Origin of the sequence: Methylocystis sp. SC2, assembly GCF_000304315.1 — a bacterium.
Taxonomy (GTDB): domain Bacteria; phylum Pseudomonadota; class Alphaproteobacteria; order Rhizobiales; family Beijerinckiaceae; genus Methylocystis.
The window spans coordinates 2,023,297-2,049,349 of the sequence record NC_018485.1 but is presented as its reverse complement, the minus strand read 5'-3'; the positions used below and the strand labels follow the sequence as shown (position 1 = coordinate 2,049,349).

Below are 26,053 nucleotides of genomic sequence, written 5' to 3'. Positions count from 1 at the left end.
TAAGACAGGAGAGGGTGGCCCGGCGAAGCCGGGTGGGGTGAGGGCGCTTGCAATTTCCCTCATCCGTCACGCTTCGCATGACGCCTTCTCCCGCGAGCGGGAGAAGGGGGGCTCGCTTGAATGAACGAAATGACCGAGGCCGACTGGCGCGCTTCTGCGGACGACATCGACGCCATCCTCGGCGCGCGCCATGGCGATCCCTTCGCGGTGCTCGGCCTGCATGAAACGCCTGCCGGATGGGCGATCCGCGCCTTCGTTCCCGGCGCGACGGGGGTGGAGGCGGTTGCGCCGGACGGCGGCGTGATCGCGCCGCTTGAGCGCATGCGCGTAGATGGCTTTTTCGAAGGGCTGACGCCGCTGAAGGCGCGCGCGCCGTATCGCCTTGTCGCCTCGAATGACGCGGCGCGATGGGCATTCGCCGACCCTTATTCCTTCGCGCCCGTGCTTGGCGCAACGGACGATTATCTTCTCGTCGAAGGCGCGCATCAGAAGCTTTACGAGAAGCTCGGCGCGCATGTGCTGACGCATGAAGGCGTCGAAGGAACGCATTTCGCCGTCTGGGCGCCGAACGCAAAGCGCGTCTCCGTCGTCGGCGACTTCAACCAATGGGATGGGCGCCGCGCGCAGATGCGCAAGCGGATCGACAGCGGCGTCTGGGAGATCTTCGTTCCCGGCGTCGGCGCCGGCGCGAATTACAAATATGAAATTATCGGGCGTAACGGCGCGCTCTTGCCGCTCAAGGCCGATCCGCTCGGCTTCGAGGCGGAGCTGCGGCCGTCGACAGCTTCCGTCGTCGCATCGAACGCGCCCTATCACTGGGGCGATGAGAGTCACATGCGCGCGCGCGCCGAAGTTGATCCGCGACGCGCGCCCATGTCGATCTATGAGGTTCATCTGCCGTCGTGGCGGCGCGGCGAGGATGGGCGCTTTCTCACCTATGACGAGCTTGCCGATCAGCTCGCGCCCTATGTCGCCGATCTCGGCTTCACCCATATTGAGCTGATGCCGATCAATGAGCACCCGCTCGACGCCTCCTGGGGCTATCAGCCGATCGGGCTTTTCGCGCCGACGCGGCGGCACGGTGACTCTTATGGTTTCCGGCGTTTCGTCGATCGCGCGCATCAGGCGGGCCTCAGCGTCATTCTCGACTGGGTGCCGGCGCATTTTCCGACCGACGAACATGGCCTCGCGCAATTCGACGGCGGGCCGCTCTATGAGCATGCCGATCCCAAGCGCGGCTTTCATCCCGACTGGAACACCGCGATCTATGATTACGGGCGGCGCGAAGTGGCGAATTTCCTGATCGCCAGCGCGCTCTATTGGCTCGACCGCTTCCACATCGACGGGCTGCGCGTCGACGCCGTCGCCTCCATGCTCTATCTCGACTATTCGCGAAAGCCGGGCGAATGGTCGCCCAATCCCGACGGCTCCAACGACAATCGCGACGCCGTCGCCTTTCTTCAAAGGTTCAACGAGCTCGTCTACGCGCTGTATCCCGGCGTCGTGACCATCGCCGAGGAATCGACCGCCTGGGCCGGCGTGACGCGGCCGACATTTGCGGGCGGACTCGGCTTCGGCTTGAAATGGAACATGGGCTGGATGAACGACACGCTGCGCTATCTCTCATCCGACCCTGTCCATCGCAAATGGCGGCATAACGAGATGACCTTCGGTCTGCTCTACGCCTTCACCGAGAATTTCGTGCTGCCGATCTCTCATGACGAGGTCGTGCACGGCAAGGGCGCGATCGTCGGCAAGATTCCCGGCGACGAATGGCGCCGCTTCGCGACGGCGCGCGCCTATTATGGCTTCATGTGGGGCCATCCCGGCAAAAAGCTGCTGTTCATGGGCCAGGAGTTTGGTCAGACGAGCGAGTGGAATTTCGCAAGCGGGCTCGACTGGCGCCTGCTCGATTTTCGCCCACATCGCGGACTTCAGGCGTTCATCCGCGATCTCAACCGCATCTATCGCGAAAACGAGGCGCTTTACGCGCGCGACTGCGAGGCCGAAGGCTTTCAATGGATCGTCGCGGATGACGCGGAGAGCTCGGCATTCGCCTTCGCGCGGTTCGGCGCCGATCGTTCTCGCGCCATTGTGGTCGTGTCGAATTTCACGCCGGTGATGCGTAACGCATACCGTATCGGCTTGCCGCGTCCGGGTCGCTGGCGCGAGCTCGTCAATTCCGACGCCGCTATCTATGGCGGCTCTGGACTTGGCAATCTCGGCGCCATTCATGCGCGCGCCGAACCGTTCCGCGACTTTCCGGCAAGCGCCGAAATTCTTCTGCCGCCGCTCTCGACTCTCTTCTTCGCATTCGAAAGCGATGAACTAAAATGAAGATCGAATCGCGTGGGACGATGAAGATGTCCGCTTCAAGAGACTGGGGCAAGGGTTTCATCCTGAGGTGTCCCGAAGAGACTGTCTCGAATGAGGAGGAAATTCCGAGAAGCGACAAGCGTCGCCCCCGCGCTTCGAGACGCCTGCTTCGCCGGCTGCTCAGCATGAGGCCGACGTTGCGCCATTCGCCCGATGATGGACGCGTCGGCTTGATGGGAAGTAGCGATGTCCGTCTTTGACAATCCGCCGCTCGCGCGCCACGCCATGGCCTATGTCCTCGCCGGCGGCCGCGGCGCGCGGCTGATGGAATTGACCGACAGACGCGCCAAGCCCGCGGTTTATTTCGGCGGCAAGTCGCGCATCATCGACTTCGCGCTCTCCAATGCGCTCAACTCCGGCATCAGGCGCATTTGCGTGGCGACGCAATACAAGGCGCACAGCCTCATCCGCCATTTGCAGCGCGGCTGGAGCTTCTTTCGCACCGAGCGCAACGAGAGCTTCGACATTCTGCCGGCGAGCCAGCGCGTTTCGGAAGACCATTGGTATCTCGGCACGGCGGACGCGGTCTATCAGAACCTCGACATCGTCGAGAGCTATGATCCCAAATATATCGTGCTGCTCGCCGGCGATCACGTCTACAAGATGGACTATGAGCCCATGCTGCAGCAGCATGTGGACTCGGGCGCCGATGTGACGATCGGCTGTCTCGAGGCGCCGCGCGCCGAAGCGTCGGGCTTCGGCGTCATGCATGTCGACGAAAACGACCGGATTCTGTCGTTCATCGAAAAGCCCAGCGATCCGCCGGCGATGCCGGGACATCCCGACCGCGCCCTCGTCAGCATGGGCATCTATGTGTTCGAGGCGAAGTTCCTTTACGAGCAATTGCGCCGCGACGCCGCCGACGCGCGCTCGACGCATGACTTCGGCAAGGATGTGATTCCCTACATCGTCTCGCACGGCAAGGCGGTCGCGCATCATTTCGAGCGCTCCTGCGTGCGCGCGGCGAGCGAGCCCAACGCCTATTGGCGCGACGTCGGCACGGTCGACGCCTATTGGGCGGCCAACATCGATCTCACCGACTTCACGCCGCAGCTCGATCTTTACGATCGCAACTGGCCGATCTGGACCTATGCCGAAATCACCCCGCCGGCGAAATTCGTGCATGATCAGGTCGGTCGGCGGGGGCAAGCGCTCTCGTCGCTCGTCTCGGGCGGCTGCATCGTCTCCGGCTCGACGCTGCGCCGAACGCTGCTCTTTACCGGCGTGCGCGTGAATTCCTACGCGACCGTCGAGAACGCCGTGGTCCTGCCCTATGTCGACGTCGGCCGCTCGGCGCGGCTTGCCAATGTCGTCGTCGACCGCGGCGTGCAGATCCCGCAGGGCCTTGTCGTCGGGGAAGACCCGGCGTTCGACGCCGCGCGTTTCCGCCGCACCGAGGGCGGGATCTGTCTCATCACCCAGCCGATGATCGACAGGCTCGGCGCATGAGCGTGTTGCGCGCGCTGGCCGTCGCTTCGGAAATGGCGCCTTTCGTCAAGACCGGCGGACTCGCCGATGTCGTCGGCGCGCTGCCGCATGCGCTCGCCGCCGAAAACATCGAGCTGCGCACGCTCATTCCGGGCTATCCTGGCGTTCTCGACGCGCTGCGCGCCGGCGAAACGGTTCTTGAATTCGATGATCTCTTCGGCGGCCCGGCGTGGATTCATGAGGCGCGCCATCACGGCGTTGTCATCTACACGCTGATCGCGCCGCATCTTTATGCGCGCGAAGGCGGACTCTATACGGGAGCGGACGGCGCCGATTATTCCGACAACGCCTTCCGCTTCGCGGCGCTCGCCTGGGCCGGCGCGCAGATCGGGCTCGGCGCGCTCGATGAATTTGCGCCGGACGTCGTGCATGCGCATGACTGGCAGGCGGCGCTTGCGCCGGCCTATATGCATTATGCGGAGCGGCCGCGGCCGGCGACGGTCGTCAGCATCCACAACATCGCCTTCCAGGGACAATTCTCCAAGGAGCTGCTGGCGCCGTTACGACTGCCGCCGCGCGCGTTCGACATCGACGGCGTCGAATATTACGGCGCGATCGGCTTTCTGAAGGCCGGCCTGCAACTCGCCGACCGCATCACGACAGTGTCGCCAAGCTATGCACGCGAGATCGAGACGCCGGAATTCGGCATGGGCCTTGAGGGCCTGTTGCGGGCGCGCTCGGATCGCGTGAGCGGCATATTGAACGGCGTCGATGAAGAGACGTGGGATCCGGCGACCGACGCGCATCTTGGAACGCGGTATGATCATTGGAGTCTGCCGTCGCGCGCCAGGAACAAGGCGGCCTTGCAGCAACGTCTGCGACTGCGCGTCGATCCCGACGCCTTCCTTATCGGCGTCGTCAGCCGCCTCTCTTGGCAAAAAGGTCTTGATCTGCTGATTGACGTTTTGCCGCAGCTGATGCGCGGCCGCGCGCAACTGGCGCTGCTCGGCGCCGGCGACAAGACGCTCGAAGAAGGATTTGCGGCCGCCGAGGTGGCGCATCCTGGACGAGTCGGCGTCCATATCGGCTATAGCGAAGAACTCGCGCATATGGTTCAGGCCGGCGCCGACGGCTTTCTCGTTCCCTCGCGCTTCGAGCCTTGCGGGCTGACGCAGCTCTATGCGCTGCGCTACGGCGCCGTCCCGATCGTTTCGCGCGTCGGCGGGCTCAAAGATACGATCATCGACGCCAATGAAATGGCGCTGCAGGCGGGAGTCGCGACGGGCCTGCAATTTTCGCCGACGACTGCGGAAGCGCTCGCCATCGCGCTGCGCGATGCCGAACGGCTGTTTGGCGATGCGGCGGCATGGCGCAAGATTCAGATCAACGGCATGAAAACGGACGTCTCCTGGCGCAATCCGGCGCGCCGATACGCGAAGCTTTTTGAGGACGCGGTCGCCGCCGCGCAGTCAGCGTGATCGTTGCTGGGACGAGGCCCCCTCCCTGTCCCTCCCCCGCTTTCGCGGGAGAGGGAACCCTAACGATTGGCGTAGCGCGGGTTTCGCGACCTGCGCCGCGTCTTCCTCCCTCTTCCGCAAGCGAAGCGCAGCGGGGGAGGGTAGGGGAGGGGGCATGATCGGCCGCCTCACGGACGGCGCGCCGGAGCCGCTCGGCGTCGCGCCGGATACGAGCGGCGCGAATGTCGCGGTGTTTTCCGCGCACGCCGCGGCGATCGAGCTCTGTCTCTTCGATGACGCCGATGAAGAGTTCGCCCGCATAAGATTGCCGGCGCGCAGCGGCGACGTTTTTCACGGCCACATCGAGGGCCTCAAAGAAGGCCAGCGCTATGGCTTTCGCGCTTACGGACCCGATGCTCCGGAGGCGGGCCAACGCTTCAATCCGGCGAAACTGCTTGTCGATCCTTACGCGCTGGCGCTGGATCGCCCTTTCGCGCTGCATCCGTCGCTTTTCGCCTATGGCGAGGCGGCGCGCGTCGACAGCGCCGCGCATCTGCCGAAAGCGATTGTCACGAAGCCGGTCCCGGCGGAGGCGACGCGGCCGAAGCATCCCTGGCGCGATACGGTCATCTATGAGCTTCACGTCAAGGGATTCACCGCGACGCATCCTGACATTCCGCAAGAGATGCGCGGGACCTTCGCCGGTCTCGCGCATGACGCTGCGATCGCGCATCTGAAGCGGCTCGGCGTGACGACGCTGGAGCTTTTGCCCTCCGCCGCATGGATCGACGAGCGCCATCTGCCGCCGCTCGGGCTCTCCGACTATTGGGGTTACAATCCGATCGCCATGATGGCGCCCGATCCGCGTCTTGCGCCGGGCGGCTGGCGCGACGTTCGGGAAGCCGTCGCTAGGCTTCACGACGCTGGCTTCGAAATCATTCTCGACGTCGTGTTCAACCATACCGGCGAAAGCGACGAATTCGGTCCGACCGTCTCCTTTCGCGGACTGGACAACGCCAGCTATTACCGCCTTGCCGACGATCCCGCGCGCTACGTCAATGACTCGGCCTGCGGCAATGTGCTCGCCTGCGACCGCCGCCCTGTCGTGCGGCTCATCATGGATGCGCTGCGCGCCTGGGCGCTCTATGGCGGCGTCGACGGCTTTCGCTTCGATCTGGCGACGACGCTCGCGCGCGCTCACTCTGGATTTGATCGTGACGCGCCATTTCTTTCTACGATCCTGCAAGACCCCGTGCTGCGGGACTTAAAGCTCATCGCCGAGCCCTGGGACATGGGCCCAGGCGGCTATCGGCTCGGCGAGTTCCCCGAGCCTTTCGCTGAATGGAACGATCGCTATCGCGACGGCGCGCGCGGCTTCTGGCGCGGCGACTCCTGCGGCGTCGCCGAACTCGCGACGCGCTTCGCCGGTTCGCAGGACATGTTTGCGCGCAGGCGCCCCTCGCGCAGCGTCAATTTCATCACGGCGCATGACGGCTTCACGTTGCGTGACCTCGTCTCTTACGCGCATAAGCACAATGAAGCGAATGGCGAAGACAACCGCGACGGCTCGAACCACAATCTTTCCTGGAACAATGGCGTCGAAGGCGAGAGCGAAGACGCCGCGATCCATGCGGCGCGCGCGCGGGATGCGCGCAATCTGCTCGCGACTCTGCTTTTCTCGCGCGGAACGCCGATGCTCGCGATGGGCTCGGAGCTCGGCAAGACCCAGTCCGGCAACAATAACGTCTATGCGCAGGACAACGCGCTTTCCTGGATCGAATGGCCGCAAGCCGACGACGAACTGATCGAGACGACGGCGAAACTGATCGCGCTGCGCAAACGGCGTCCGGCTTTGCGGGAAGACCGCTTTCTCGACTCCGAGCCGCATGACGCGACGCTCATCCCGGACGTCGAATGGCTGCGTCCTGACGGCGCGCCGATGCGCGAAGACGACTGGCGCGACGACGAGGCGCGAACGCTTGTCGTCGCGCTTTACGCCGAGGACGATCGCGTCCTCGTCATTCTGCATGGCGGCGCTGACGAGATCATCATGCGGCCGCCGCCCGCTCGCGACAATCACGATTGGAGATGGGCGTTCAATTCGGCGAAGGCGAACGCGAGCGAAGACGTTGAAGAAAGCGTTTCGGTCGCGCCGCGCTCCGTCGCGCTTCTCGTCGAGGAAAGGGGCGCATTGCGCCGGTCTATTGCGCCTGCTTCGGAAGAGATTCTCTCGCGTCTCGCCGAGGCGACAGGCGTCGAAAGGCGATGGCGCGACGTCGACGGCGCGCTGCACGACGCGCCTCGCGAGACGATCTGCGCGCTATTGGCGCAGCTCGGCTTTCCGGCAAACACGCTCGATGACGCGCGCGAGAGTCTCGCGCGGCTTTCGGAGTTCCGCGACAGACGCGCGTTGCCGGCCAGTCTGTCGGCGCAGGAGGGCGCGCCGTGGACGCTGCGGCTCGCCGCGTGCGACGGACGCACGCCAGGCTGGATCGTCGTCACGCAGGAAGACGGAAGCCAATCGCGCGTCGCGCTGCGCGCGGAAAACGCCGCGCCGGTCACATGGCGCGGAACGGACGGACGCGGCTGCGACGGCGTCGAGGCGCGGCTGCCGCCGCTGCCGATCGGCCGCCATCATTTGGCGCTCGAGAGCGGCGAGGCCTGCGCGCTCACCGTCGCGCCCGCGCGCTGCTACTTGCCCGACGACGCGCGCCGCGACGTCGGCCTCTCCGCGCAGCTTTACTCCGTTCGCCGCGAGGGCGATCAGGGCATCGGCGACTTTTCGACGCTCGCGGAGCTCGCGCGCGTCGGCGCGAAAGCGGGCGCCGCGCTTATCGCGATCAATCCGCTGCACGCGCTGTTTGCGCAAGATCGCACCCGCGCCAGCCCGTATTATCCGTCCGACCGGCGTTTCCTCGATCCGCTCTATATTGACCTCGCGGAACTGGGACGCATGCTCGGCGCGTCGATTGATTTCGAACACAACACCGCGGCGGCTCTCGGCGCCGCCGCGCATGTCGACTATCCCGGCGTGCATGCGCTGAAAATGGCGGCGCTCGAACGCGCTTTCGCAGTCTTCCTTGATCTCTCGCGCCGCCAGCCTGACGCCGCGCCCGCCGCATCGTTTCAGCGCTTTATCGCGCGAGACGGCGCCGCGCTGGCGCGCTTCTGCCTCTTCGAAGCGATCAGCGAAGCGCGCAACGGCCAAAGCCGGCGGACGTGGCCGCAGGAGCTGCGCGATGCGCGCGATTCGGCGCTGAGCGCCTTCTCGAACGAACATGCGACGCGCATCCAATTCCATCAGTTTCTGCAATGGCTCGCCGATGCGCAATTCGCCCATGCCGCGCAGGAGGCGCGCGCGGCGGGACTGTCGCTTGGCTTCTGCCGCGACCTCGCCATCGGCGCGGCGCCCGACGGCGCCGAGAGCTGGAGCCGCGCGGGGTCTTTCGTGGACGGCTTCTCGATCGGCGCGCCGCCCGACGCCTTCAGTCGGGAGGGCCAGAATTGGGGCTTGCCGCCGCCAGATCCGATCGCAATGGAAAAAAGCGGCGGCGCCGGTTTCGCGGAGCTGCTGCGCGCCAACATGCGCCACGCGGGCGCGCTGCGCATCGACCATGTCATGGGTCTCGCGCGGCTTTTCGTCGTTCCGGACGGCGAAAGGCCTGCGGCCGGCGCCTATCTTAACTATCCGTTCGAGACCTTGCTGGGTCAGCTCGCGCTCGAAAGCCGACGCGCGCAATGCATCGTCGTCGGCGAAGATCTCGGCACGGCGCCCTGGGGCTTCCGCGAGCGCATCGAACGCGCCGACGTGCTGAGCTACCGGGTTCTTTGGTTCGAACGTTCGGGCGAGGGCTTCGCGCCGCCGGCGTTCTATCCCCGGAAAGCCATGGCCTGCGCCTCGACGCATGATCTGCCGACGCTCGAAGGTTGGTGGGCGGCGGCGGACATCGCCGAACGGGAAGCGTTAGGTCTGCTGACGGCCCAGGCGGCTGACGCCGCCCGCGCCGCCCGGCGCGCGGAAAAAAACGCGCTCCTCGAAGCGCTTCGCGCGCAGGCGCTCATTGATGACGCGCGCCAGCCGTCGAATCGCTTCGACGATTCATTGGCGCAGGCGCTTCATGCGTTCATCGCGCGCGCGCCGTCCTTGCTCGCCATGGCGCAACTCGATGACCTTGCAGGGGAAACGCTTGCGATCAATTTGCCCGGCACCGATCGCGAACGCTTGAACTGGCGACGCAGACTTCCAGAATCGATCGACGCGCTCGTCGATTCGCGCCGCGCGCGCGCGATCCTCGCCGGGCTTTGCCGCAATCTGGACGCGATTCCGGGCGCATATCGGCCTCCGGGCGAAATTGATGCCGCGGACGGACATGAGCGTTTCGAGCATGGCGGGTAACGAAGCCACCGAGCGCGGGCTCATCTCTGCGGCGCTCTTTGCGATTTCTTTCGCTTTTACCGCCCAAGCCGAACAAAAAGGTCCGGACGCAAAAGACATTTCGTCAAGGCAACAAGAATTGCGCGGCGTCGAGGACACGATGGGCGCCGCCCAGGAGCGCGCGCGTCGGCTCGAAGAGCAGCTTGTCGATCACGCCGCGGCGCGCGAAAGGCTGAATGGCGCGCTCATCGAAGCGACGCTGCGGCTGCAGGAGACGGAAGGGCGCGCGGCTGAAATCGAAGCGCGGCTTTCAACGCTTACCGAGAACGAGCGCACGGTCGTCGCTTCGCTCGAGAGCCGCCGCGGATTGATCATGGAGATTCTCACCGTCCTGCAGCGGATGGGCCGGAAGCCGCCGCCGGCGCTGATCGCGCGCCCGAACGAGATTCTCGAGGCGGTCCGGGCGTCGCTCGCGCTCGGCGCCCTGTTGCCGCAGATGCGCGCCGAAGCGCGCCAGCTGCAGCGCGATCTTTCGGAACTTGAGCAGCTGCGCGATGGCGTTCGGCGCGAGCGGGAACGCCTCGCGGAGCAGCAAGCGAGTCTCAGCGCTCAGCGCGAAAGGCTCGCGCCGATGATCGCCGAACGTCAGGACGCGCTTTCCTCTGCGCAGAGCGCCTTGCAGGCGGAGACGGAGCGCGCGCGCACGCTGGCGCAGCGCGCCACGAGCCTCAAGGATTTGATCTCGCGCATGGAGGCGGACAGCGCGGCGGCGCGACGCGCCGCGGAGGCGGCGCGCAAGGCCGACGACGAGCGGGCCCAAGCTCAAGCAAGGCTTTCCGAGCGGGAGCGGCTCAAAGCGTTGTCTGCGCCGTTCAAGGATCCGGCGCGGCTTGCGCCCGCCGTCGCCTTCATCGATCTTAAAGGCCGTCTGCCCACGCCGGCGGCGGGACCGGTCGTGCGGCGTTTCGGCGCGCCCGACGGATCTGGAGGGAAGGAGAAGGGCCTGTCGATCGCGGCGCGCGAAAACGGCGTCGTTATCGCTCCTTGCGACGGATGGATCGCTTTTTCAGGGCCTTACCGAAGTTATGGACAACTCTTGATCATTAACGCCGGCGGCGGTTATTATGTGGTCCTGGCCGGCATGAGTCGCACCAATGTGAACGTGGGACAGTTCGTTCTCGCAGGTGAGCCGGTTGCCAGCATGGGAGACGGAGCCGCGCAAACCGCGGCGACCATCGCAATCGGCGCGAAACAACCCATTCTTTATGTTGAGTTCCGCAAGGACGGAGCGTCAATCGACTCGGGCCCATGGTGGGCAAAGTCAGACAGTCGGAAGGTCGGCGGATGATTCGCAAAACAGCCCTTATCGCCACAGGAATTGCAATTGGAGCGGGATGCGCCACGCTTGGCCAGCAGGCGCGCGCCGTCATCGGCGCTCCGGCTCAAGCCGCTTCCGCAGACACCTACAAGAATCTCAGCCTGTTCGGCGACGTGTTCGACAAGGTGCGCGCCGACTATGTCGAGAAGCCCGATGAGCAGAAGCTCGTCGAAAACGCCATCAACGGCATGCTGACCTCGCTCGATCCGCATTCGAGCTACCTTGACGCCAAGGCGTTCAAGGATATGCGGACGCAGACCGAGGGCAAATTCGGCGGCCTCGGCATCGAGGTCACGCAGGAAGACGGACTGGTGAAGGTCGTCACGCCGATCGACGACACGCCGGCGTCGCGCGCCGGGATCATGTCCGGCGATCTCATCGGGGCCATCGACGACGAGACCGTGCAGGGCATGACCCTCAATCAGGCCGTCGACAAAATGCGCGGCGCGATCAACACGCCGGTTAAGCTGACGCTGTTCCGCGGCAAGAACAAGGACAAGGTCGAGGTCAAACTCGTCCGCGCCGAGATCCACATCAAATCCGTGCGCTCGCGCAAACAGGGCGACGACATCGCCTATATCCGCATTTCGCAGTTCAACGAGGAGACGGCGGAGGGCCTGCGCAACGCCATGGCCAAGGCGCAGCAGGAGATCCCGGCGGACAAGTTCAAAGGCTACATCCTCGATCTGCGCAACAATCCGGGCGGCCTGCTGGACCAGTCCATTCAGGTCGTCAACTCCTTCATTGACAAGGGCGAAATCGTGTCGACGCGCGGCCGCAACGCCGATGAAACCCAGCGCTACAACGCGCGCGGCTCCGGCGATCTGTCAAAGGGCAAGCCCGTCGTCGTGCTGATCAACGGCGGTTCGGCCTCGGCGTCCGAAATCGTCGCCGGCGCCTTGCAGGATCACAAGCGCGCGACGCTGATCGGGACGCGCTCCTTCGGCAAGGGCTCGGTGCAGACGATTATCCCGCTGGGCGGCTCCAGCGGCGCGCTGCGGCTGACGACGGCGCGCTACTACACGCCGTCCGGCCGCACGATCCAGGCCAAGGGCATCGATCCCGACATGATCATCCTGCAGGACGTGCCGGACGAACTCAAAGGCAAGGACGACACCAAGGGCGAAGCCTCGCTCAAGGGCCATCTCAAGACTGGCGACGAGGAAAAGACCGGCTCGCAGGCCTATGTGCCGCCGGATGAGACGAAGGACAAGCAGCTCAACGCGGCGGTCGAACTTCTGCACGGCAAGCCGAGGGCGCAAATCCTCGCCGACCAGACCAAGGAGGTCGCCAAGGACACGACCAAGCCGCCGTCCAAAGCCGCCAATTGACGCTGATGGCCGTGCGGCTTAGACGGTCGGCGGGAGTTTCCGGCGGTCGATGAGCTTTCTGTCCACTTACGCCAATCCAACGCGCTTTCTGCGTTTCGCGGAACGCGCGTTGCCGTGGCTCTCAAGCGCCACGGCGCTTCTGCTCGCGATCGGGCTCTACGGCGCTTTCACCGCGCCGCCCGATTATCAGCAGGGCGAGACCGTGCGGATCATGTACATCCATGTTCCATCCGCCTGGCTCGCGATCTTCGCCTATGTCGTGATGACCTCGGCGTCGCTCGGCGTTCTGGTGTGGCGTCATCCCCTTGCCGACGCGGCGCAGAAGACCGCCGCCAATCTCGGCGCCGCCTTCACCTTCATCTGCCTCGTCACCGGCTCGCTTTGGGGCAAGCCGATGTGGGGGACGTTCTGGGTGTGGGACGCGCGCCTCACCTCGATGCTGGTTCTTTTTCTTCTCTATCTCGGTCTGATCGCCGTCAGGCAGACGATGGACGACACGCCGCGCGGCGCGCGCATCGCGGCGATCATGACGCTCGTCGGCGCCATCGACATCCCGATCATCAAATATTCGGTCGATTGGTGGAACACGCTGCACCAGCCGGCCTCGGTGTTCCGCATCGACGGACCGGCGATATCGGGCTCGATGCTGTGGCCGCTGATCGTCATGGCGCTCGCCGCGACGCTGCTGTTTTCGACGCTGCATATCATGGCGATCCGCAATGAAATCCTGCGCCGGCGGCTCGCGCGTCTCTCGATGCAGGCCGTCCGCGCCGGTGAAATCGCCGGCGAGGAAAGCATGGAGGCCGCCGAGTGAGCGATCACTGGTTCTATATCGCCGCCGCCTATGGCGTGACGGCGGCGACGCTCGGCCTCGTGACCTTGCGCATCGTCCTCGACTTTCGCCGGCTGCGCGCGGCGCTGGCGCGCTTCGGCGCGGCTGGCGGGCGCGATGAAGGAGAGGGCTAAGTGAGCGACGCCGTCGCGCCGCGCTCGGCGCTGCGCTTTCTGCCGCTGGCGCTCTTCGCGCTGCTGGCGCTCGTCTTCCTGGTGCGGCTCTTCGCGGGCGACGCGTCGCGCATCCCGTCGGCGCTGATCGGCAAGCCGGCGCCCGCCTTCGATCTGCCAGCGCTTGAAGGATTGGCCGGCGTTCCCGGTCTCTCGACGCAAGATTTGCGCAAGGGTCACGTGAGCCTCGTCAATGTCTTCGCCAGCTGGTGCGGACCCTGCCGACAGGAGCATCCGGCGCTCATGGCGATCGCCGCCGACGAAGCGCTCAAGGCCAAGGGCGTCGAACTCTACGGGCTCTCCTACAAGGATGAGACGGCGAAGGCCTTGGGCTTCCTTGAGGAGGGCGGCAATCCTTTCGCGCGCGTCGGCGTCGACCCCGCCGGCCGCACCGCGATCGACTTCGGCGTCTATGGCGTGCCGGAGACCTTCGTGATCAAGGGCGACGGAACCATCGCCTATAAATTCGTCGGACCGCTGACCCCTTCGGCCATCGCGACGACGCTCATTCCCGAGATCGAAAAGGCGATGGCGGGCGGGTCGGCCACCACGACGCGCTGAACGCGTCGGGCGCCCGGATTATGGCGCTCTGAGGAAGAGGCCGATGGTCAGCGCCGCGCCGACCACGATGATCGAGATGCGCAGGATTTTTTCGTCGATGTGATGGATCAGCCGGGCGCCGACGATCCCGCCGATCGTCGCGCCGGCGCTCGTCACCAGCGCCTGCGGCCAGTGCAGATCCGGCGAGAACAGGAAGATCGCGACAGCGGACGCGTTCATGACGGCGGCCAGAACGTTTTTGGTGGCGGCGGCGACGCGCACGCCCTGTCCGGCCATGGTGAGCGCGGCGACCATGAGGAAGCCGATGCCGCCGCCGAAATAGCCGCCGTAAACCGAAATCAGAAATTGCGCGAGGGCTGCGCGCGGCGCGCCGAGACGGCTATGCGTTTCTACGGGCTTGCGGAAGAAACTGCCCCAGGCGAAAATGATGGTGGCGAAAAGCACGAGCCATGGCACGAGACGCGCGAAGAGCCCGCGCGGCGTGCCCAGCAGCACCGCCGCGCCGACGGCGCCGCCGACGATGCTGATCACAAACAGCGTGCGCAGCGAAAGCCCATTGGCGCCCCTCGCCAGTTTGCGGACCGTCCAACCCGTCGCGACCTGCGCCGGAAACAGCGCCGCGCATGACGTGACATTGGCGGCGAGCGCGTCCATGCCCGTTAACATCAGTGTGGGAAGGGTGAGGAACGAACCGCCGCCGGCAAGCGCATTCTGCGCGCCCGCCCATGTCGCTACGGCAAACAGCAGAATGAAAGTCATGCGCGCCTATGTCAGTTCGCGCGGCTCAAAGCAAGCGGGCCGATTCCATCATCAGTCCGGCCGCGAGAAGCCGTATCAGCACGCCGAGCTGCTCATCCAGCACCTTTGGCGGGGTCTCGGCGATCTTCTCCTCCAGCCCCAGCGCGACGACTCCATGCACGGCCGAAAACAGCGTGCGCGCGAGCGCGGCGCGCGCCGTCGCGTCCCTGCCCGGCAGCAGTTGCGCAAGCGGCGCGTCCAACCGGCTGAACAGGCGGTTGCGCGCGTCCGCATACCAGCCCGGCACGGGCGCGCCAGGCGGCAATCGGTGCTCGAACAGCGCGCGCCAGCTCGGCTCGTCGTTTCTCGCGAAGCTCAGATAGGCCCGCGCCATGGCTTCCAGCGCCTGCTCCGCCTCCGCGTCCACGAAGGCCGCGTCGAGCGCGGCCTCCAGGCGCGCCAGAGTGCGCGCGTTGACCCGCAGGATCAGCTCGTCGAGGTCATGAAAAGCGGTATAGATCGCGCCGAGCGCGCAACCGGCCGCGGCGGCGAGATCGCGCGCTTTAAGTCCGGCGAGACCCTGCGCCGCCACCGTCTCCTGCGCGATGTCGATAAGCCGGTCACGCAATTGCGTCCGGCGGTCCGATCCCGCGTCGGCGTCATTCTCGTTCAAGGAACGTCCCCCACTTCAGCATGAACGTCGTTCATTATTCTATTGACGGCAGAGCAAAAGCGCTGCAGTCTCCATATTGAACATAGTTCATGGCGAAAGGCTGACCTTCAACCCGATCGCAACGCCCAATTGCAACGCGCCGGACTTGACCGATCCTTAAGGGTCATCGGCGAAAGTCACGACGCATCTCCCGGAAGCTTCGACATGACGCATTCGCTTCTCGCTTCGCGGCGGTTCGCGCCATTGTTTTGGCGTCAGTTCTTCGCGGCCTTCAACGACAACTTCTTGAAGAACGCCCTGGTGCTCCTGATCTTGGCGCATGCGGCCGAGAGCGGCGCGTCGCTTGTGACGCTCGCCGGCGCCGCCTTCATCGCGCCGTTCTTTCTTCTGTCGGCGATCGGCGGCGAGTTCGCCGACAAATATGACAAGGCGCGCGTCGTGCGCTGGCTCAGCGTCGCCGAGGTCGCCGTGGCGGCGTTGTCCGCGACCGGCTTTCTGTTCGCCAATATCCCGACGCTGTTTGGCGCGCTGATTCTCTTCGGCGTCACCGGCGCGCTGTTCGGCCCGGTCAAATACGGCATCCTGCCCGACCATCTGACGCGCGAGGAGCTTCCGGCGGGCAATGCGCTCGTCGAGAGCGCGACCTTTTTCGCCATTCTCAGCGGCACGGTCGCCGGCGGCATGGCGTTGCATGTCGGCGACGGGGTGATCCTCGCCGCGGGAGTCATGGGCGTCGCGGCGCTGGCTCTTGGCGCGGCGTGGCTCATTCCCTCAACCGGGCGCGCCGATCCCGATCTTGCGATAGACGCCAACGTCTTCCGCTCGACCTTCAAATTGCTGCGGCATCTGCGTGGCCAAATAGAACTGCGGCGGCTGGCCGTGGTGACGAGCCTCTTCTGGCTGTTCGGCTCCATCGCCATGTCGCTTACGCCCTCGCTCATCACCCAGACGCTGCATGGCGCGGAGATCCTCGTCAGCATCCATCTGGCGCTGTTCGCCGTCGGCATCGCCATCGGATCGGGGCTCGCCGCCTTCCTGCTCAAGGGCAAGATCGTGCTGCTGCCGACCGCCGTCGGCGCGGCGCTCGTCGCTATTGGATCCGCGGACCTCGGCCTCGCGCTGCTCCTTTCGCCGGCGCCGGAGGCGGCGCTGGGGCTGTCGCCGCAGGCCTATTTCGCTCAGCCGCTCGCCTGGCGCGCCGCGATCGATCTTTCACTGCTCGCGGTCGCCGGCGGGCTGATGATCGTTCCGTCCTTCGCCGCCATTCAGGCGCAGAGCGCGCCTCAGCAGCGCGCCCGCACCATCGCCGCGGTGAATGTGCAGAACGCCGCCTTCATGGCGCTTGGCGGCGTCGGGGTTGCGGGTCTGCAGAGCCTGGGCGTTTCTTTCGCGGCGCTGCTGATCGGCCTGGCCGTCGTCGCGCTCGTCGCGTCGATCTGGATCGTCAAGACGGTGGTCGCTTCGCCGCTGCAGGATCTGCTCTCCATCTACTTTCGCGCCTTCTACCGTCTCGAGGCGAAGGGACTGGAAAATTTCGAGACGGCGGGTCCCAATCCGATCGTCGCGCTCAACCATGTGAGCTTTCTCGACGCCGCGGCGATTTTCGCCGTCATGCCGAAGCAGCCGGTCTTCGCCATTGACCGCACGATCTCGAAGACATGGTGGGCGCAGCCGTTTCTGAGATTCATGCGCGTGATCCCGCTCGATCCAGCCAATCCGCTTGGCGCGCGCGCGCTGATCAATGCGGTCAAGGACGGGAATCCGCTTGTCATCTTCCCGGAAGGCCGGCTCACGGTCACCGGCAGTCTGATGAAGGTCTATGACGGGGCGGGGCTGATCGCGGAAAAATCCGGCGCGATGGTCGTCCCGGTGCACATCGACGGCGCCGAGGCGACGATGTTCTCGCGGCTGACGCGCGAACAGGCGCGCCGGCGCTGGTTTCCGAAATTCACCCTCACCGTGCTCGCGCCTATTCGCCTGACGGTCGACGACGCGCTGAAAGGCAAGGCGCGGCGAATGGCGGCCGGCGCGGCGCTGTATCAGATCATGTCGGATCTCGTCTTTCGCGCGACGAACGTCGATCGCACGCTTTTTGAAGCCGTCGTTGAAGCCGCGCGCACGCACGGGCTGTCGCGCGTCGCTCTCGAAGACCCGATCGCCGGCAAGCTCAGCTATCGCAGGCTGCTGATCGGGACGCGCGCGCTCGCCGGCAAGATTGCGCGCATCGGGAGGCCGGGCGACGCGATCGGACTGATGCTGCCGAACGCCAATGGCGCGGGGATCGCGTTCCTCGCGGTCATTTCGGCCGGCCGCGCGCCGGCGATGATCAATTTCACCGCCGGCGCCGCCAATATTCTGGCGGGCTGCGAGGCGGCGCAGGCGAGAACGATTCTGACGTCGCGCGGCTTCGTCGAGAAGGCCAAGCTCGACAAGCTTGTCGCCGCGCTCGAAGAGAAGGTCGCGCTCGTCTATCTCGAAGACATGCGCGCGAGCATCTCTCTTGCAGATAAGTTCGACGCGTTGCGACGCTTCCGCAAGCCCGTCGCCCCGCGCAAGGCCGACGAGATGGCGGCGATCCTTTTCACCTCGGGTTCGGAAGGCGCGCCGAAGGGCGTCGCCTTGTCGCATCGAAACATGCTCGCCAACGCCGCGCAGGCCGCCGCGCGCATCGACTTCGGACGCACGGACAAGGTCTTCAACGTGCTGCCGATGTTCCATTCCTTCGGTCTGACGGTCGGCTTCACGCTGCCGCTGATCTCCGGCGTTCCGATCTATCTTTATCCCTCGCCGTTGCACTATCGCATCGTGCCGGAGCTCGTTTACGGCTCAAACGCCACGATTCTGTTCGGGACCGACACTTTTCTCGCCGGTTACGCGCGCCCGGCGCACGCCTATGACTTCCGGTCGATCCGTTATGTGGTCGCCGGCGCCGAGCCGGTGAAGCAATCGACGCGCGATCTGTGGATGGAGAAGTTCGGCGTCCGCATCCTTGAAGGCTATGGCGTGACGGAAGCCTCGCCGGTACTCGCGCTCAACACGCCGATGTTCAACAGATTCGGCGCGGTCGGACGGCTGATGCCGGGCGTCGAACATCGGCTCGAGACGGTTCCGGGCGTGGAGGACGGCGGAAGGCTCTTGGTGCGCGGTCCCAATGTGATGATGGGCTATCTCAAGATCGATAAGCCCGGCGTGGTGCAGCCGCCGGAGAACGGCTGGCATGATACGGGCGATATCGTCACGATCGACGCGCAGGGCTATGTGACGATAAAGGGGCGCGCCAAGCGCTTCGCCAAAGTCGGCGGCGAGATGGTGTCGCTCGCGGCGATCGAACAACTGGCGGCGGAACTCTGGCCCGACGCGCTGTCGGCGGCGGCGACCGAGATCGATCCGCGCAAGGGCGAGAGAATCACTCTCATCACGCAGCAGAAGGACGCGACGCGCGCCGATTTCCAGGCCTACGCCAAATCGAAGGGCGCGTCCGACCTGATGATTCCGGCGGAGATCATGATCGTCGAGCAGGTGCCGCTTCTAGGCTCCGGCAAGCTCGATTTCGCGGCGGTGACGAAAATGGTGCGCGAGCGCGGGCGCTATATTCTGTCCAATCCGCGCCTGCCCAATGGTCTGCACGGGCGCATCGACGGCAACGCCGCCGCGTCCGCGTGAAATTCCGGGAATTTAACTTCCAATCGTGCTGCGATCCTTTTCGAGACGCCGCCATTCGGCGGCTCCTCAGGATGAGGACCGCTTATCCAACATGTCGTTTGCTTCATCCAAGACGCCAGAACCCCAAGGCCCCTCATCCTGAGGAGGCCTCGAAGAGGCCGTCTCGAAGGACGAGGGGCCGCTGGCGTTACAGCATTCGTGGAGCGCTGACCAAGCCCGAAGCTCGGGCGGCCGGCGAGTGTGGTCCAGCAGGACTTTGGCCGAGCGCCTGCAAAGGCAGGCGCAGCGCCACGCCATGCGCCCGCCGCCAATCTCTCAAGCTCTTGATTAATACATCTGCGCTTGCTTTATCGCGGCGCAATATCTTTCTCGGGAGCTGCGCCTCATGTCGACTTGGCCAAACTACGGCAAAATCACCGGTCCGATCGTGCTGATCGGCTTCGGCTCCATCGGCCGAGGCATTTTGCCGCTGATCGAGCGCCATTTCGATTTCGACAAATCGCGCGTCACCGTCATCGACCCGGTCGATACGCATCGCCGTCTGCTCGACGAGCGCGGCATCGCTTTTCTCAAAACCAGGCTGACGCCGGAGAACTACCGCGACGTCCTGACCCCGCTGCTGACCAAGGGCGGCGGCCAGGGCTTTATCGTCAATCTCTCGGTCGACGTATCCTCGCTCGCGATCATCAAGCTCGCGCGCGAATTGAACGCGCTGTGCGTCGACACGGTGGTCGAGCCATGGCCGGGCTTCTACTTCGACAAGACCATGTCCAATGAAGCGCGCACCAATTATGCGCTGCGCGAGACGGTGCTCGATGAGCGTCGCAAAAACCCCGGCGGATCGACGGCGGTTTCCTGCGTCGGCGCCAATCCCGGCATGGTGTCCTGGTTCGTCAAGCAGGCGCTCGTCAATATCGCCCGCGACACGGGCGCCTTCGACAAGGAGCCGGAAACGCGCGCCGAATGGGGCGCGCTCGCCCAAAAGCTCGGGGTCAAGGGCGTCCATATCGCCGAACGCGACACCCAGCGCGCGCGCGACCCCAAGCCGCGCAACGTCTTCGTCAACACCTGGTCGGTCGAAGGCTTCGTCTCCGAGGGCCTGCAGCCCGCCGAACTCGGCTGGGGCACGCATGAAAAATCCTTGCCCGACATCGGCCGCACGCATCCGGCCGGCTGCGGCGCGGCGATCTATCTGTTGTCGCCCGGCGCCAATACGCGCGTGCGCTCATGGTGCCCGACGCCCGGCGCGCAATATGGCTTCCTCGTCACCCACAATGAGTCGATCTCGATCGCGGACTATCTCACGCTGCGCGACGAGAAGGGACAGGCGATCTATCGTCCGACCTGTCACTACGCCTATCATCCCGCCGACGACGCGGTGCTGTCCCTGCACGAGATGTTCGGCGCCGCCGGCAAGATGCAGGAGAGCTGGAAGATTCTCGACGAACACGAAATCGTTGATGGAATCGATGAACTCGGCGTGCTGCTCTACGGCCACGCCAAGAACGCCTATTGGTACGGATCGCAGCTCTCGGTCGAGGAGACCCGCGATCTTGCGCCCTATCAGAACGCCACGGGCCTTCAGGTGTCCTCCGCCGCGCTCGCCGGCATGGTCTGGGCGCTGGAGAATCCGCAGGCGGGAATCGTCGAGGCCGACGAAGTCGACTACAAGCGCTGCCTCGAGGTGCAGCTGCCCTATCTCGGCCCGGTGAAGGGCTATTACACGGATTGGACGCCGCTCGAGGGGCGTCCCGGGCTGTTTCCGGAAGACATCGACGAAAGCGATCCGTGGCAGTTCAGGAATATATTGGTGCGCTAAGGCGACGTCCCACCGCCCTGCGACGCCATAATCAACTGAACGATGGGCTGTGATTCCCGACGTTCGCAAAGCGGGCGTTCGGGAGTCCATCATCCAGACTTTTTGGATGTTGCTCTGGATCCCCGATCGCGCTTGCGCACGTCGGGGATGACGCGCTCGGCGAACGGCTCGACGACCGCTCGCAAGGGCCGCTTTTTGCAGTAGTGTTTCAATTGAATATCATCTGACTTACGACGCGTCGGACTTACAAAATGGCCTTCACCGTAAGAAGATTGTCGTGCGTTTGCGGTCGCGTTCAATGCGAAGCCATCGGCGCGCCGATCTTGAGCGGCGTTTGCTATTGTCTCGATTGTCAGGACGGCGGCCGGCGGATCGAAGCGCTACCGAACGCCGCACGCATCCGCGATCCAGATGGCGGCACGCCATATCTCACCTATCGCGATGACCGATTCCAGGTCTTGTCGGGCGAGAACCTCTTGGTGGATTACAGGCTCAAACCTCGATCCCCAACGCGCAGGGTCGTCGCGTCCTGCTGTAACTCAGGCATGTTTTTGAAGTTCGATCCAGGGTTTTGGGTTTCCACCTATCGATCCCGTCAGGGCGATCCGCCGCCCATCGAGATGCGGACCAAGACACAACATCGAAGGTCCGAGACCGAACTGCCGAGCGACGCCCCCAGCTATCGAGGATTTCCCCTGAGGCTTTTCGCGAGGTTGATCGCGGCGCGCGCCGCGATGCTCTTTGGTCGATGACCCGTTCTTCGCCATAAAACCGCGAGACTCAGTCTCGGGTCAGCCGGCCCAGGGCCGTTCAACGCCTCGCCGCCCTTCGTCCGATCGCCTGCGCATTTATGGGACTCGGCCTTGCGCGCCGGAAATGTTCTCTATATGTTCTAGCTCAGCGTCAGTTCTAAGCGGTCGCCGCAGCGACGCTCGACGCGACGCTGGGCAGAGGTTGCGAACATGGGTGCGGCTCAGGCATCGACAAAGATAAAGGGCGCGCCGCAGCCGATCGACGCTGCGGCCCTCGTCGACGCCGATCGCCGGCGCGGACGCGGCGCGCTGTCGAAGCGCAGTGGCCGTTTCGAAAAGGAGACTCGCGAGGAGGCCGACGACGGCTGGGGCTCGCTCGAGAGCCTGCAGGCGCTCAAGACCAATTTCCACATCGAGAAGCCGCGCACGATCATCACCAGAAATGATTCGCCGGACATTTCTTTCGATCGCTCGATCAATCCCTATCGCGGCTGCGAGCATGGCTGCGTCTATTGCTTCGCGCGGCCGACGCACGCCTATATGGGCTTCTCGCCCGGCCTCGATTTCGAAACCGAGATCTTTGTAAAGGAAGGCGCGGCGCAGCTTCTCGAACGTGAGTTGTCAGCGCCGGGCTATGCGCCGAAGACAATCGCCATCGGCACCAACACCGATCCCTATCAGCCCGCCGAGAAGAGCCATCGAATCATGCGTTCGATTCTCGAAGTGCTGGCGCGGGCCAATCATCCGGTCGGCGTCGTGACGAAATCCGCGCTCGTCCTGCGCGACCTCGATCTGCTTGCGCCCATGGCGGCCAAGGGTCTCGCGAAGGTCGCGATCTCGGTGACGACGCTCGACCGCAAGCTCGCGCGCCTCATGGAGCCGCGCGCCGCGACGCCCGAATTGCGGCTTGAGGCCATCGAAAAGCTCAGCGCCGCCGGCGTGCCGACGGCGGTGATGACGGCGCCGATCATTCCCGCCATCAATGACGACGAGATCGAGCGGATCTTGACGCGGGCGCACGCCGCCGGCGCGCGCGAGGCCGGCTATGTGCTGCTGCGCCTGCCGCTCGAATTGCGCGACCTCTTCACCGAATGGCTGGCGACGCATTTTCCCGACAGAGCGCGCCGGGCCCTCGCGCTCATGCGCTCGACGCGCGACGGCAAGCTCTACGAAGCGTCCTTCGGGACCCGCATGAAAGGCGAGGGGCCCTACGCCTGGATGATCGGCCGGCGTTTTGAACTCGCGGCCGGCCGGCTCGGCTTTGCGCAGAAAACAAGATTGCGTACCGATCTTTTCGAACCGCCCCGCCGCTCGCCGCAGCAGCTCAGCCTTTTCTGAGCCGATCTTGGGCTCGTCTCCCGCGAGCCTATCGCGCGCGCGGGGCCGAGAATTCTTTGGACGCCGCCGCAAGCGCCGTCTTTCCGGTTGCCAGCCGCCCGCCCGCCGCGCTTTATTCGCTGCGCGGTTCCGCGCTGACGCCGCTGTCGCGCGGGACCCTTAGCGATCCGCCCGGGGGAGCGTTTGTGACGGCCAAGGGGCCCCATTTTCGGTTGGAGGCGCAGCTGCGCCGAAAGGGCGTCTGGCCGATCGCCGGCGTCGACGAGGTTGGACGCGGGCCGCTCGCGGGTCCGGTGGCGGCGGCGGCGGTGATTCTCGATCCCGAACGACGGCCGCGGGGGCTCGATGATTCGAAGGCGTTGAACCAGGCGCAGCGTGAAGAAGCGTTTGAGCGGATCATGGCCAGCGCGCTCGCCGTGAGCGTCGCCTTCGTCGCCCCCGCCGAGATCGACCGCATCAATATCCGCCGGGCGTCGCTCGCGGCGATGGCGCGGGCCGTCGCCGGCCTTTCCCAGACGCCGGCCTATCTTCTCATCGACGGCAACGACCGGCCGCCCGTCAACTGTCCCTGCCAGCTGATCGTCAAGGGCGATGCGACGGCGCTCAGCATCGCCGCCGCCTCGATCGTCGCCAAGGTCGCGCGCGACGCCATGATGCGCCGCCTCGCCGTCCATTATCCGCACTATGGGTTTGAGACCAATGTCGGCTACGCCGTCCAGCGTCACTTGGACGCGCTGGCGCTGCACGGCGCGAGCCCGGCGCACCGCGTCAGCTTCGCGCCCGTGCGGGAGGCGTGAGGCCTTCGTCAACCATTCGCTAACCTTTTTATTTCTTTGAGACTTCCGTTCGAAAAAGAGACGTTGGCGTTTCGTCGATCTAAACGCCCCCTTTACCTCCCTCCTTCACTATCCCGCATGTTGGTTGCGTTGATGGTGTTCAGTTCATGCGTAGCGCGCGCGTCGGGGCGGCTCGCCTCAAAGCCCGAAATCAGGTCACGCGTATCGGGCGCACAAATGAAGGGCCGCTCCGCGCGTCGGCGCGCAACGAAATCCTCAGCGGCGACTGCGTCGCATCGATGGAGCGACTGGCGCAGGAGAGCGTCGACCTCGTCTTCGCCGATCCGCCCTATAATCTCCAGCTCGCCAATCGTCTGCATCGCCCGGATCAAAGTCTCGTCGACGCGGTCGACAACGACTGGGACAAATTCGCGAATTTCGCCGCCTATGACGCCTTCACGCGCGATTGGCTCGCGCAGGCGCGCCGGGTGATGAAGCCGACGGCGACGATTTTCGTGATCGGCTCCTACCACAATATTTTTCGCGTCGGCGCGATCATGCAGGATCTCGGGTTCTGGATCCTGAACGACATCGTCTGGCGCAAGAACAATCCGATGCCGAACTTTCGCGGCCGGCGCTTCACCAACGCCCATGAGACGATGATCTGGGCGGCGCGCGACCAGAGCGCCAAGAACTACACCTTCAATTACGAGGCGCTGAAGGCGGCGAACGAGGACTGCCAGATGCGGTCGGACTGGCTGCTGCCGATCTGCGGCGGGACCGAACGTCTCAAGGATGGCGCCGGCCGCAAGACCCATCCGACGCAAAAGCCGGAAGCGCTGCTCGCGCGCGTCATTCTCGCCGCCTCGAGCCCGGGCGATCTGGTGCTCGATCCCTTCTTTGGCACGGGAACGACCGGCGCCGTCGCCAAGCGTTTGGGGCGCGACTGGCTCGGCATCGAACGCGACGGCGACTATCGAGCCGCGGCGCGGGCGCGAATCGCGGCGATCGAACCCTTGCCGCCTGAAGCGGTCGCGACGGCCCCGTCGAAGCGCTCGGAGCCGCGCATCGCCTTCGCGAGCCTCGTCGAAGCGGGGCTCATCGCGCCGGGCGCGACGCTCGTCGACGCCAGGCGGCGCCATCGCGCGGTGGTGCGCGCCGACGGCGCGCTGTCGCTTTCGGGCTTCGTCGGCTCTATCCATAAGACCGGGGCGCTGGCGCAGGGCCTGCCAGCCTGCAACGGCTGGACCTTCTGGCATTACGAAGAAAAGGGCCGGCTGACGCCGATCGACGATCTGCGGGCTGAGGCGCGCGCGCGGCTCAAAGTGGCGGCGGAGTAGCGCTTGTCATTCCCGCGAAAGCGGGAATCCATAGCGGGCGCCGCCTATAGATTCCCGATCGCGCTGCGCGCGTCGGGAACGACATTCGCGTTATGCGAGGAAGCCTGCGTAGAACCCCACGAGCAGCACGATTCCGATGAAGGCGCGGTAGAAGACGAAGGGCCAGGCGGAGAAGCGTTCGAGAATCCGCAACAGGCCCCAGATCGCGACAAAGGCTGAAAGCGAGGCGACGAAGAGCCCCAGCGTCAGCACCGCCCAGCCGTGGAAATCGAGCTGCGCCTTGTGCAGCTCCCATAATTCCTTCAGGCCTGCGAGGGCGATCGCCGGAAGGCCGAGCAGGAAGGAAAAGCGCGCCGCTTCTTCGCGCTTGAGGTCGAGGAACAGCGCCGCGGTCAGCGTCGAGCCCGAGCGCGAGACGCCCGGAATGAGCGCGCCGACCTGGGCGAAGCCGACGATCATCGCGTCCTTCAGGCTGACATGTTCAAGCGTGCGCTTGTGATTGCAGTAGAGTTCGGCGATGGCGAGCAGCGCCGCCATGACGATGCAGGAAACGCCGATCACCGGCAGCGTGCGCAAGGGCGAGCCGCAGGTGTTGAGCGTATGCGACAGCGCGAGGCCGGCGATGCCGATCGGCACGGTCGCGAGCGCGATCCAGACGACGAAACGGAAGGTCCAGTCGTTGAAGTCGCGCCGCACGAGGGCGCGAAGGGAGCCCTCGGCGAGCGCGCGGATGTCGCTCCAGAAATAGCTGACGACGGCGGCGAGCGCCGCGAGCTGCATCGCCGCGGAGAAGGCGGAGCCGGGGTCCTTCCAGCCGAGAAGCGCCGGCACGATGCGCATATGCGCCGTCGAGGAGATCGGCAGAAGCTCGGTGATGCCCTGCACCACGCCAAGGACGGCGACTTTCATATAGCCGAGATCGACAAAACCGGTGTCGAGCCCATTCGTGCAAGCGGTCGCCATAGAGGCCCTCGTCTCTTTTGTCGGCCCCGCGACGAATCACGAAGGCGCCAAGCGACTCCGACTTCTGGCAAACAAGCCGG

At 65.0% G+C, this 26,053-nt stretch carries 17 protein-coding genes; 14 read left to right on the top strand and 3 right to left on the bottom strand.

Features of this window, described 5'->3' with window-relative positions; all coding sequences use genetic code 11:
* The first annotated feature begins 120 nt into the window (after nt 1–120).
* The 9 genes from glgB to BN69_RS09810 all read left to right on the top strand — a co-directional run bounded on the left by glgB (nt 121) and on the right by BN69_RS09810 (nt 13,911).
* A complete protein-coding gene (gene glgB, locus BN69_RS09855) occupies nt 121–2,337 on the top strand; it encodes a 1,4-alpha-glucan branching protein GlgB (RefSeq protein WP_014891450.1) in 2,217 nt (738 codons plus the stop codon).
* 225 nt (nt 2,338–2,562) lie between these two features.
* Nucleotides 2,563–3,825 (top strand): glucose-1-phosphate adenylyltransferase, encoded by a 1,263-nt coding sequence (gene glgC / locus BN69_RS09845; protein WP_041926915.1) that lies wholly within the window; start codon nt 2,563–2,565, stop codon nt 3,823–3,825.
* Nucleotides 3,822–5,282, top strand: a complete 1,461-nt coding sequence (gene glgA / locus BN69_RS09840) for a glycogen synthase GlgA (RefSeq protein ID WP_014891447.1) — start codon at nt 3,822–3,824, stop codon at nt 5,280–5,282. Before glgC ends, glgA begins: the two co-directional genes overlap by 4 nt.
* A 154-nt stretch (nt 5,283–5,436) precedes the next feature.
* Nucleotides 5,437–9,657: a glycogen debranching protein GlgX gene (glgX, locus tag BN69_RS09835; RefSeq protein WP_014891446.1), complete on the top strand. Its 4,221-nt coding sequence runs from the start codon at nt 5,437–5,439 to the stop codon at nt 9,655–9,657.
* Nucleotides 9,632–10,984, top strand: a complete 1,353-nt coding sequence (locus BN69_RS09830) for a murein hydrolase activator EnvC family protein (RefSeq protein WP_244434910.1) — start codon at nt 9,632–9,634, stop codon at nt 10,982–10,984. The genes glgX and BN69_RS09830 overlap by 26 nt, the downstream gene beginning before the upstream one ends.
* Nucleotides 10,981–12,345 (top strand): S41 family peptidase, encoded by a 1,365-nt coding sequence (locus BN69_RS09825; protein ID WP_014891444.1) that lies wholly within the window; start codon nt 10,981–10,983, stop codon nt 12,343–12,345. Before BN69_RS09830 ends, BN69_RS09825 begins: the two co-directional genes overlap by 4 nt.
* Before the next feature lie 49 nt (nt 12,346–12,394).
* Nucleotides 12,395–13,159 carry a heme ABC transporter permease gene (locus tag BN69_RS09820; RefSeq protein ID WP_014891443.1) on the top strand — a complete coding sequence of 255 codons (765 nt, stop codon included), beginning with the start codon at nt 12,395–12,397 and terminating at the stop codon, nt 13,157–13,159.
* Nucleotides 13,156–13,311: a heme exporter protein CcmD gene (gene ccmD / locus BN69_RS09815; RefSeq protein WP_014891442.1), complete on the top strand. Its 156-nt coding sequence runs from the start codon at nt 13,156–13,158 to the stop codon at nt 13,309–13,311. The genes BN69_RS09820 and ccmD overlap by 4 nt, the downstream gene beginning before the upstream one ends.
* A complete protein-coding gene (locus BN69_RS09810; protein WP_014891441.1) occupies nt 13,312–13,911 on the top strand; it encodes a DsbE family thiol:disulfide interchange protein in 600 nt (199 codons plus the stop codon).
* A gap of 18 nt (nt 13,912–13,929) precedes the next feature.
* On the opposite strand, the gene BN69_RS09805 is transcribed toward BN69_RS09810, so the two are convergent.
* The gene (locus BN69_RS09805) at nt 13,930–14,670 is read right to left on the bottom strand and encodes a sulfite exporter TauE/SafE family protein (RefSeq protein WP_014891440.1); all 741 of its coding nucleotides are present in this window, start codon (nt 14,668–14,670) and stop codon (nt 13,930–13,932) included.
* Between the two features lie 25 nt (nt 14,671–14,695).
* On the bottom strand, nt 14,696–15,322 hold the full coding sequence (locus tag BN69_RS09800) for a TetR/AcrR family transcriptional regulator (protein WP_014891439.1): 627 nt from the start codon (nt 15,320–15,322) through the stop codon (nt 14,696–14,698).
* Between the two features lie 204 nt (nt 15,323–15,526).
* On the opposite strand from BN69_RS09800, the gene BN69_RS09795 reads away from it, so the two are divergent.
* The 5 genes from BN69_RS09795 to BN69_RS09770 all read left to right on the top strand — a co-directional run bounded on the left by BN69_RS09795 (nt 15,527) and on the right by BN69_RS09770 (nt 25,010).
* A complete protein-coding gene (locus tag BN69_RS09795) occupies nt 15,527–18,985 on the top strand; it encodes an acyl-[ACP]--phospholipid O-acyltransferase (protein ID WP_014891438.1) in 3,459 nt (1,152 codons plus the stop codon).
* Nucleotides 18,986–19,370: 385 nt separating this feature from the next.
* Nucleotides 19,371–20,804 (top strand): homospermidine synthase, encoded by a 1,434-nt coding sequence (locus tag BN69_RS09790; protein WP_014891437.1) that lies wholly within the window; start codon nt 19,371–19,373, stop codon nt 20,802–20,804.
* A 962-nt stretch (nt 20,805–21,766) separates the two neighbouring features.
* Nucleotides 21,767–22,894, top strand: coding sequence for a PA0069 family radical SAM protein (locus BN69_RS09780; RefSeq protein ID WP_014891435.1), 1,128 nt, complete (start codon nt 21,767–21,769; stop codon nt 22,892–22,894).
* 56 nt (nt 22,895–22,950) lie between these two features.
* Nucleotides 22,951–23,691 (top strand): ribonuclease HII, encoded by a 741-nt coding sequence (locus tag BN69_RS09775; protein WP_014891434.1) that lies wholly within the window; start codon nt 22,951–22,953, stop codon nt 23,689–23,691.
* A 146-nt stretch (nt 23,692–23,837) separates the two neighbouring features.
* Nucleotides 23,838–25,010, top strand: a complete 1,173-nt coding sequence (locus BN69_RS09770; protein ID WP_014891433.1) for a site-specific DNA-methyltransferase — start codon at nt 23,838–23,840, stop codon at nt 25,008–25,010.
* 90 nt (nt 25,011–25,100) lie between these two features.
* On the opposite strand, the gene uppP is transcribed toward BN69_RS09770, so the two are convergent.
* Nucleotides 25,101–25,973, bottom strand: coding sequence for an undecaprenyl-diphosphatase UppP (gene uppP, locus BN69_RS09765; RefSeq protein WP_014891432.1), 873 nt, complete (start codon nt 25,971–25,973; stop codon nt 25,101–25,103).
* Between the last annotated feature and the right edge of the window lie 80 nt (nt 25,974–26,053).

Coding starts and splice junctions, on each gene's coding strand:
- BN69_RS09820 (WP_014891443.1), top strand. CDS start 12,395: ATGAGCTTTCTGTCCACTTACGCCAATCCAACGCGCTTTCTGCGTTTC.
- BN69_RS09795 (WP_014891438.1), top strand. CDS start 15,527: ATGACGCATTCGCTTCTCGCTTCGCGGCGGTTCGCGCCATTGTTTTGG.
- BN69_RS09780 (WP_014891435.1), top strand. CDS start 21,767: ATGGGTGCGGCTCAGGCATCGACAAAGATAAAGGGCGCGCCGCAGCCG.
- uppP (WP_014891432.1), bottom strand. CDS start 25,973: ATGGCGACCGCTTGCACGAATGGGCTCGACACCGGTTTTGTCGATCTC.
- BN69_RS09825 (WP_014891444.1), top strand. CDS start 10,981: ATGATTCGCAAAACAGCCCTTATCGCCACAGGAATTGCAATTGGAGCG.
- glgB (WP_014891450.1), top strand. CDS start 121: ATGAACGAAATGACCGAGGCCGACTGGCGCGCTTCTGCGGACGACATC.
- BN69_RS09790 (WP_014891437.1), top strand. CDS start 19,371: ATGTCGACTTGGCCAAACTACGGCAAAATCACCGGTCCGATCGTGCTG.
- glgX (WP_014891446.1), top strand. CDS start 5,437: ATGATCGGCCGCCTCACGGACGGCGCGCCGGAGCCGCTCGGCGTCGCG.
- BN69_RS09830 (WP_244434910.1), top strand. CDS start 9,632: ATGAGCGTTTCGAGCATGGCGGGTAACGAAGCCACCGAGCGCGGGCTC.
- glgA (WP_014891447.1), top strand. CDS start 3,822: ATGAGCGTGTTGCGCGCGCTGGCCGTCGCTTCGGAAATGGCGCCTTTC.
- glgC (WP_041926915.1), top strand. CDS start 2,563: ATGTCCGTCTTTGACAATCCGCCGCTCGCGCGCCACGCCATGGCCTAT.
- BN69_RS09805 (WP_014891440.1), bottom strand. CDS start 14,670: ATGACTTTCATTCTGCTGTTTGCCGTAGCGACATGGGCGGGCGCGCAG.
- BN69_RS09770 (WP_014891433.1), top strand. CDS start 23,838: ATGCGTAGCGCGCGCGTCGGGGCGGCTCGCCTCAAAGCCCGAAATCAG.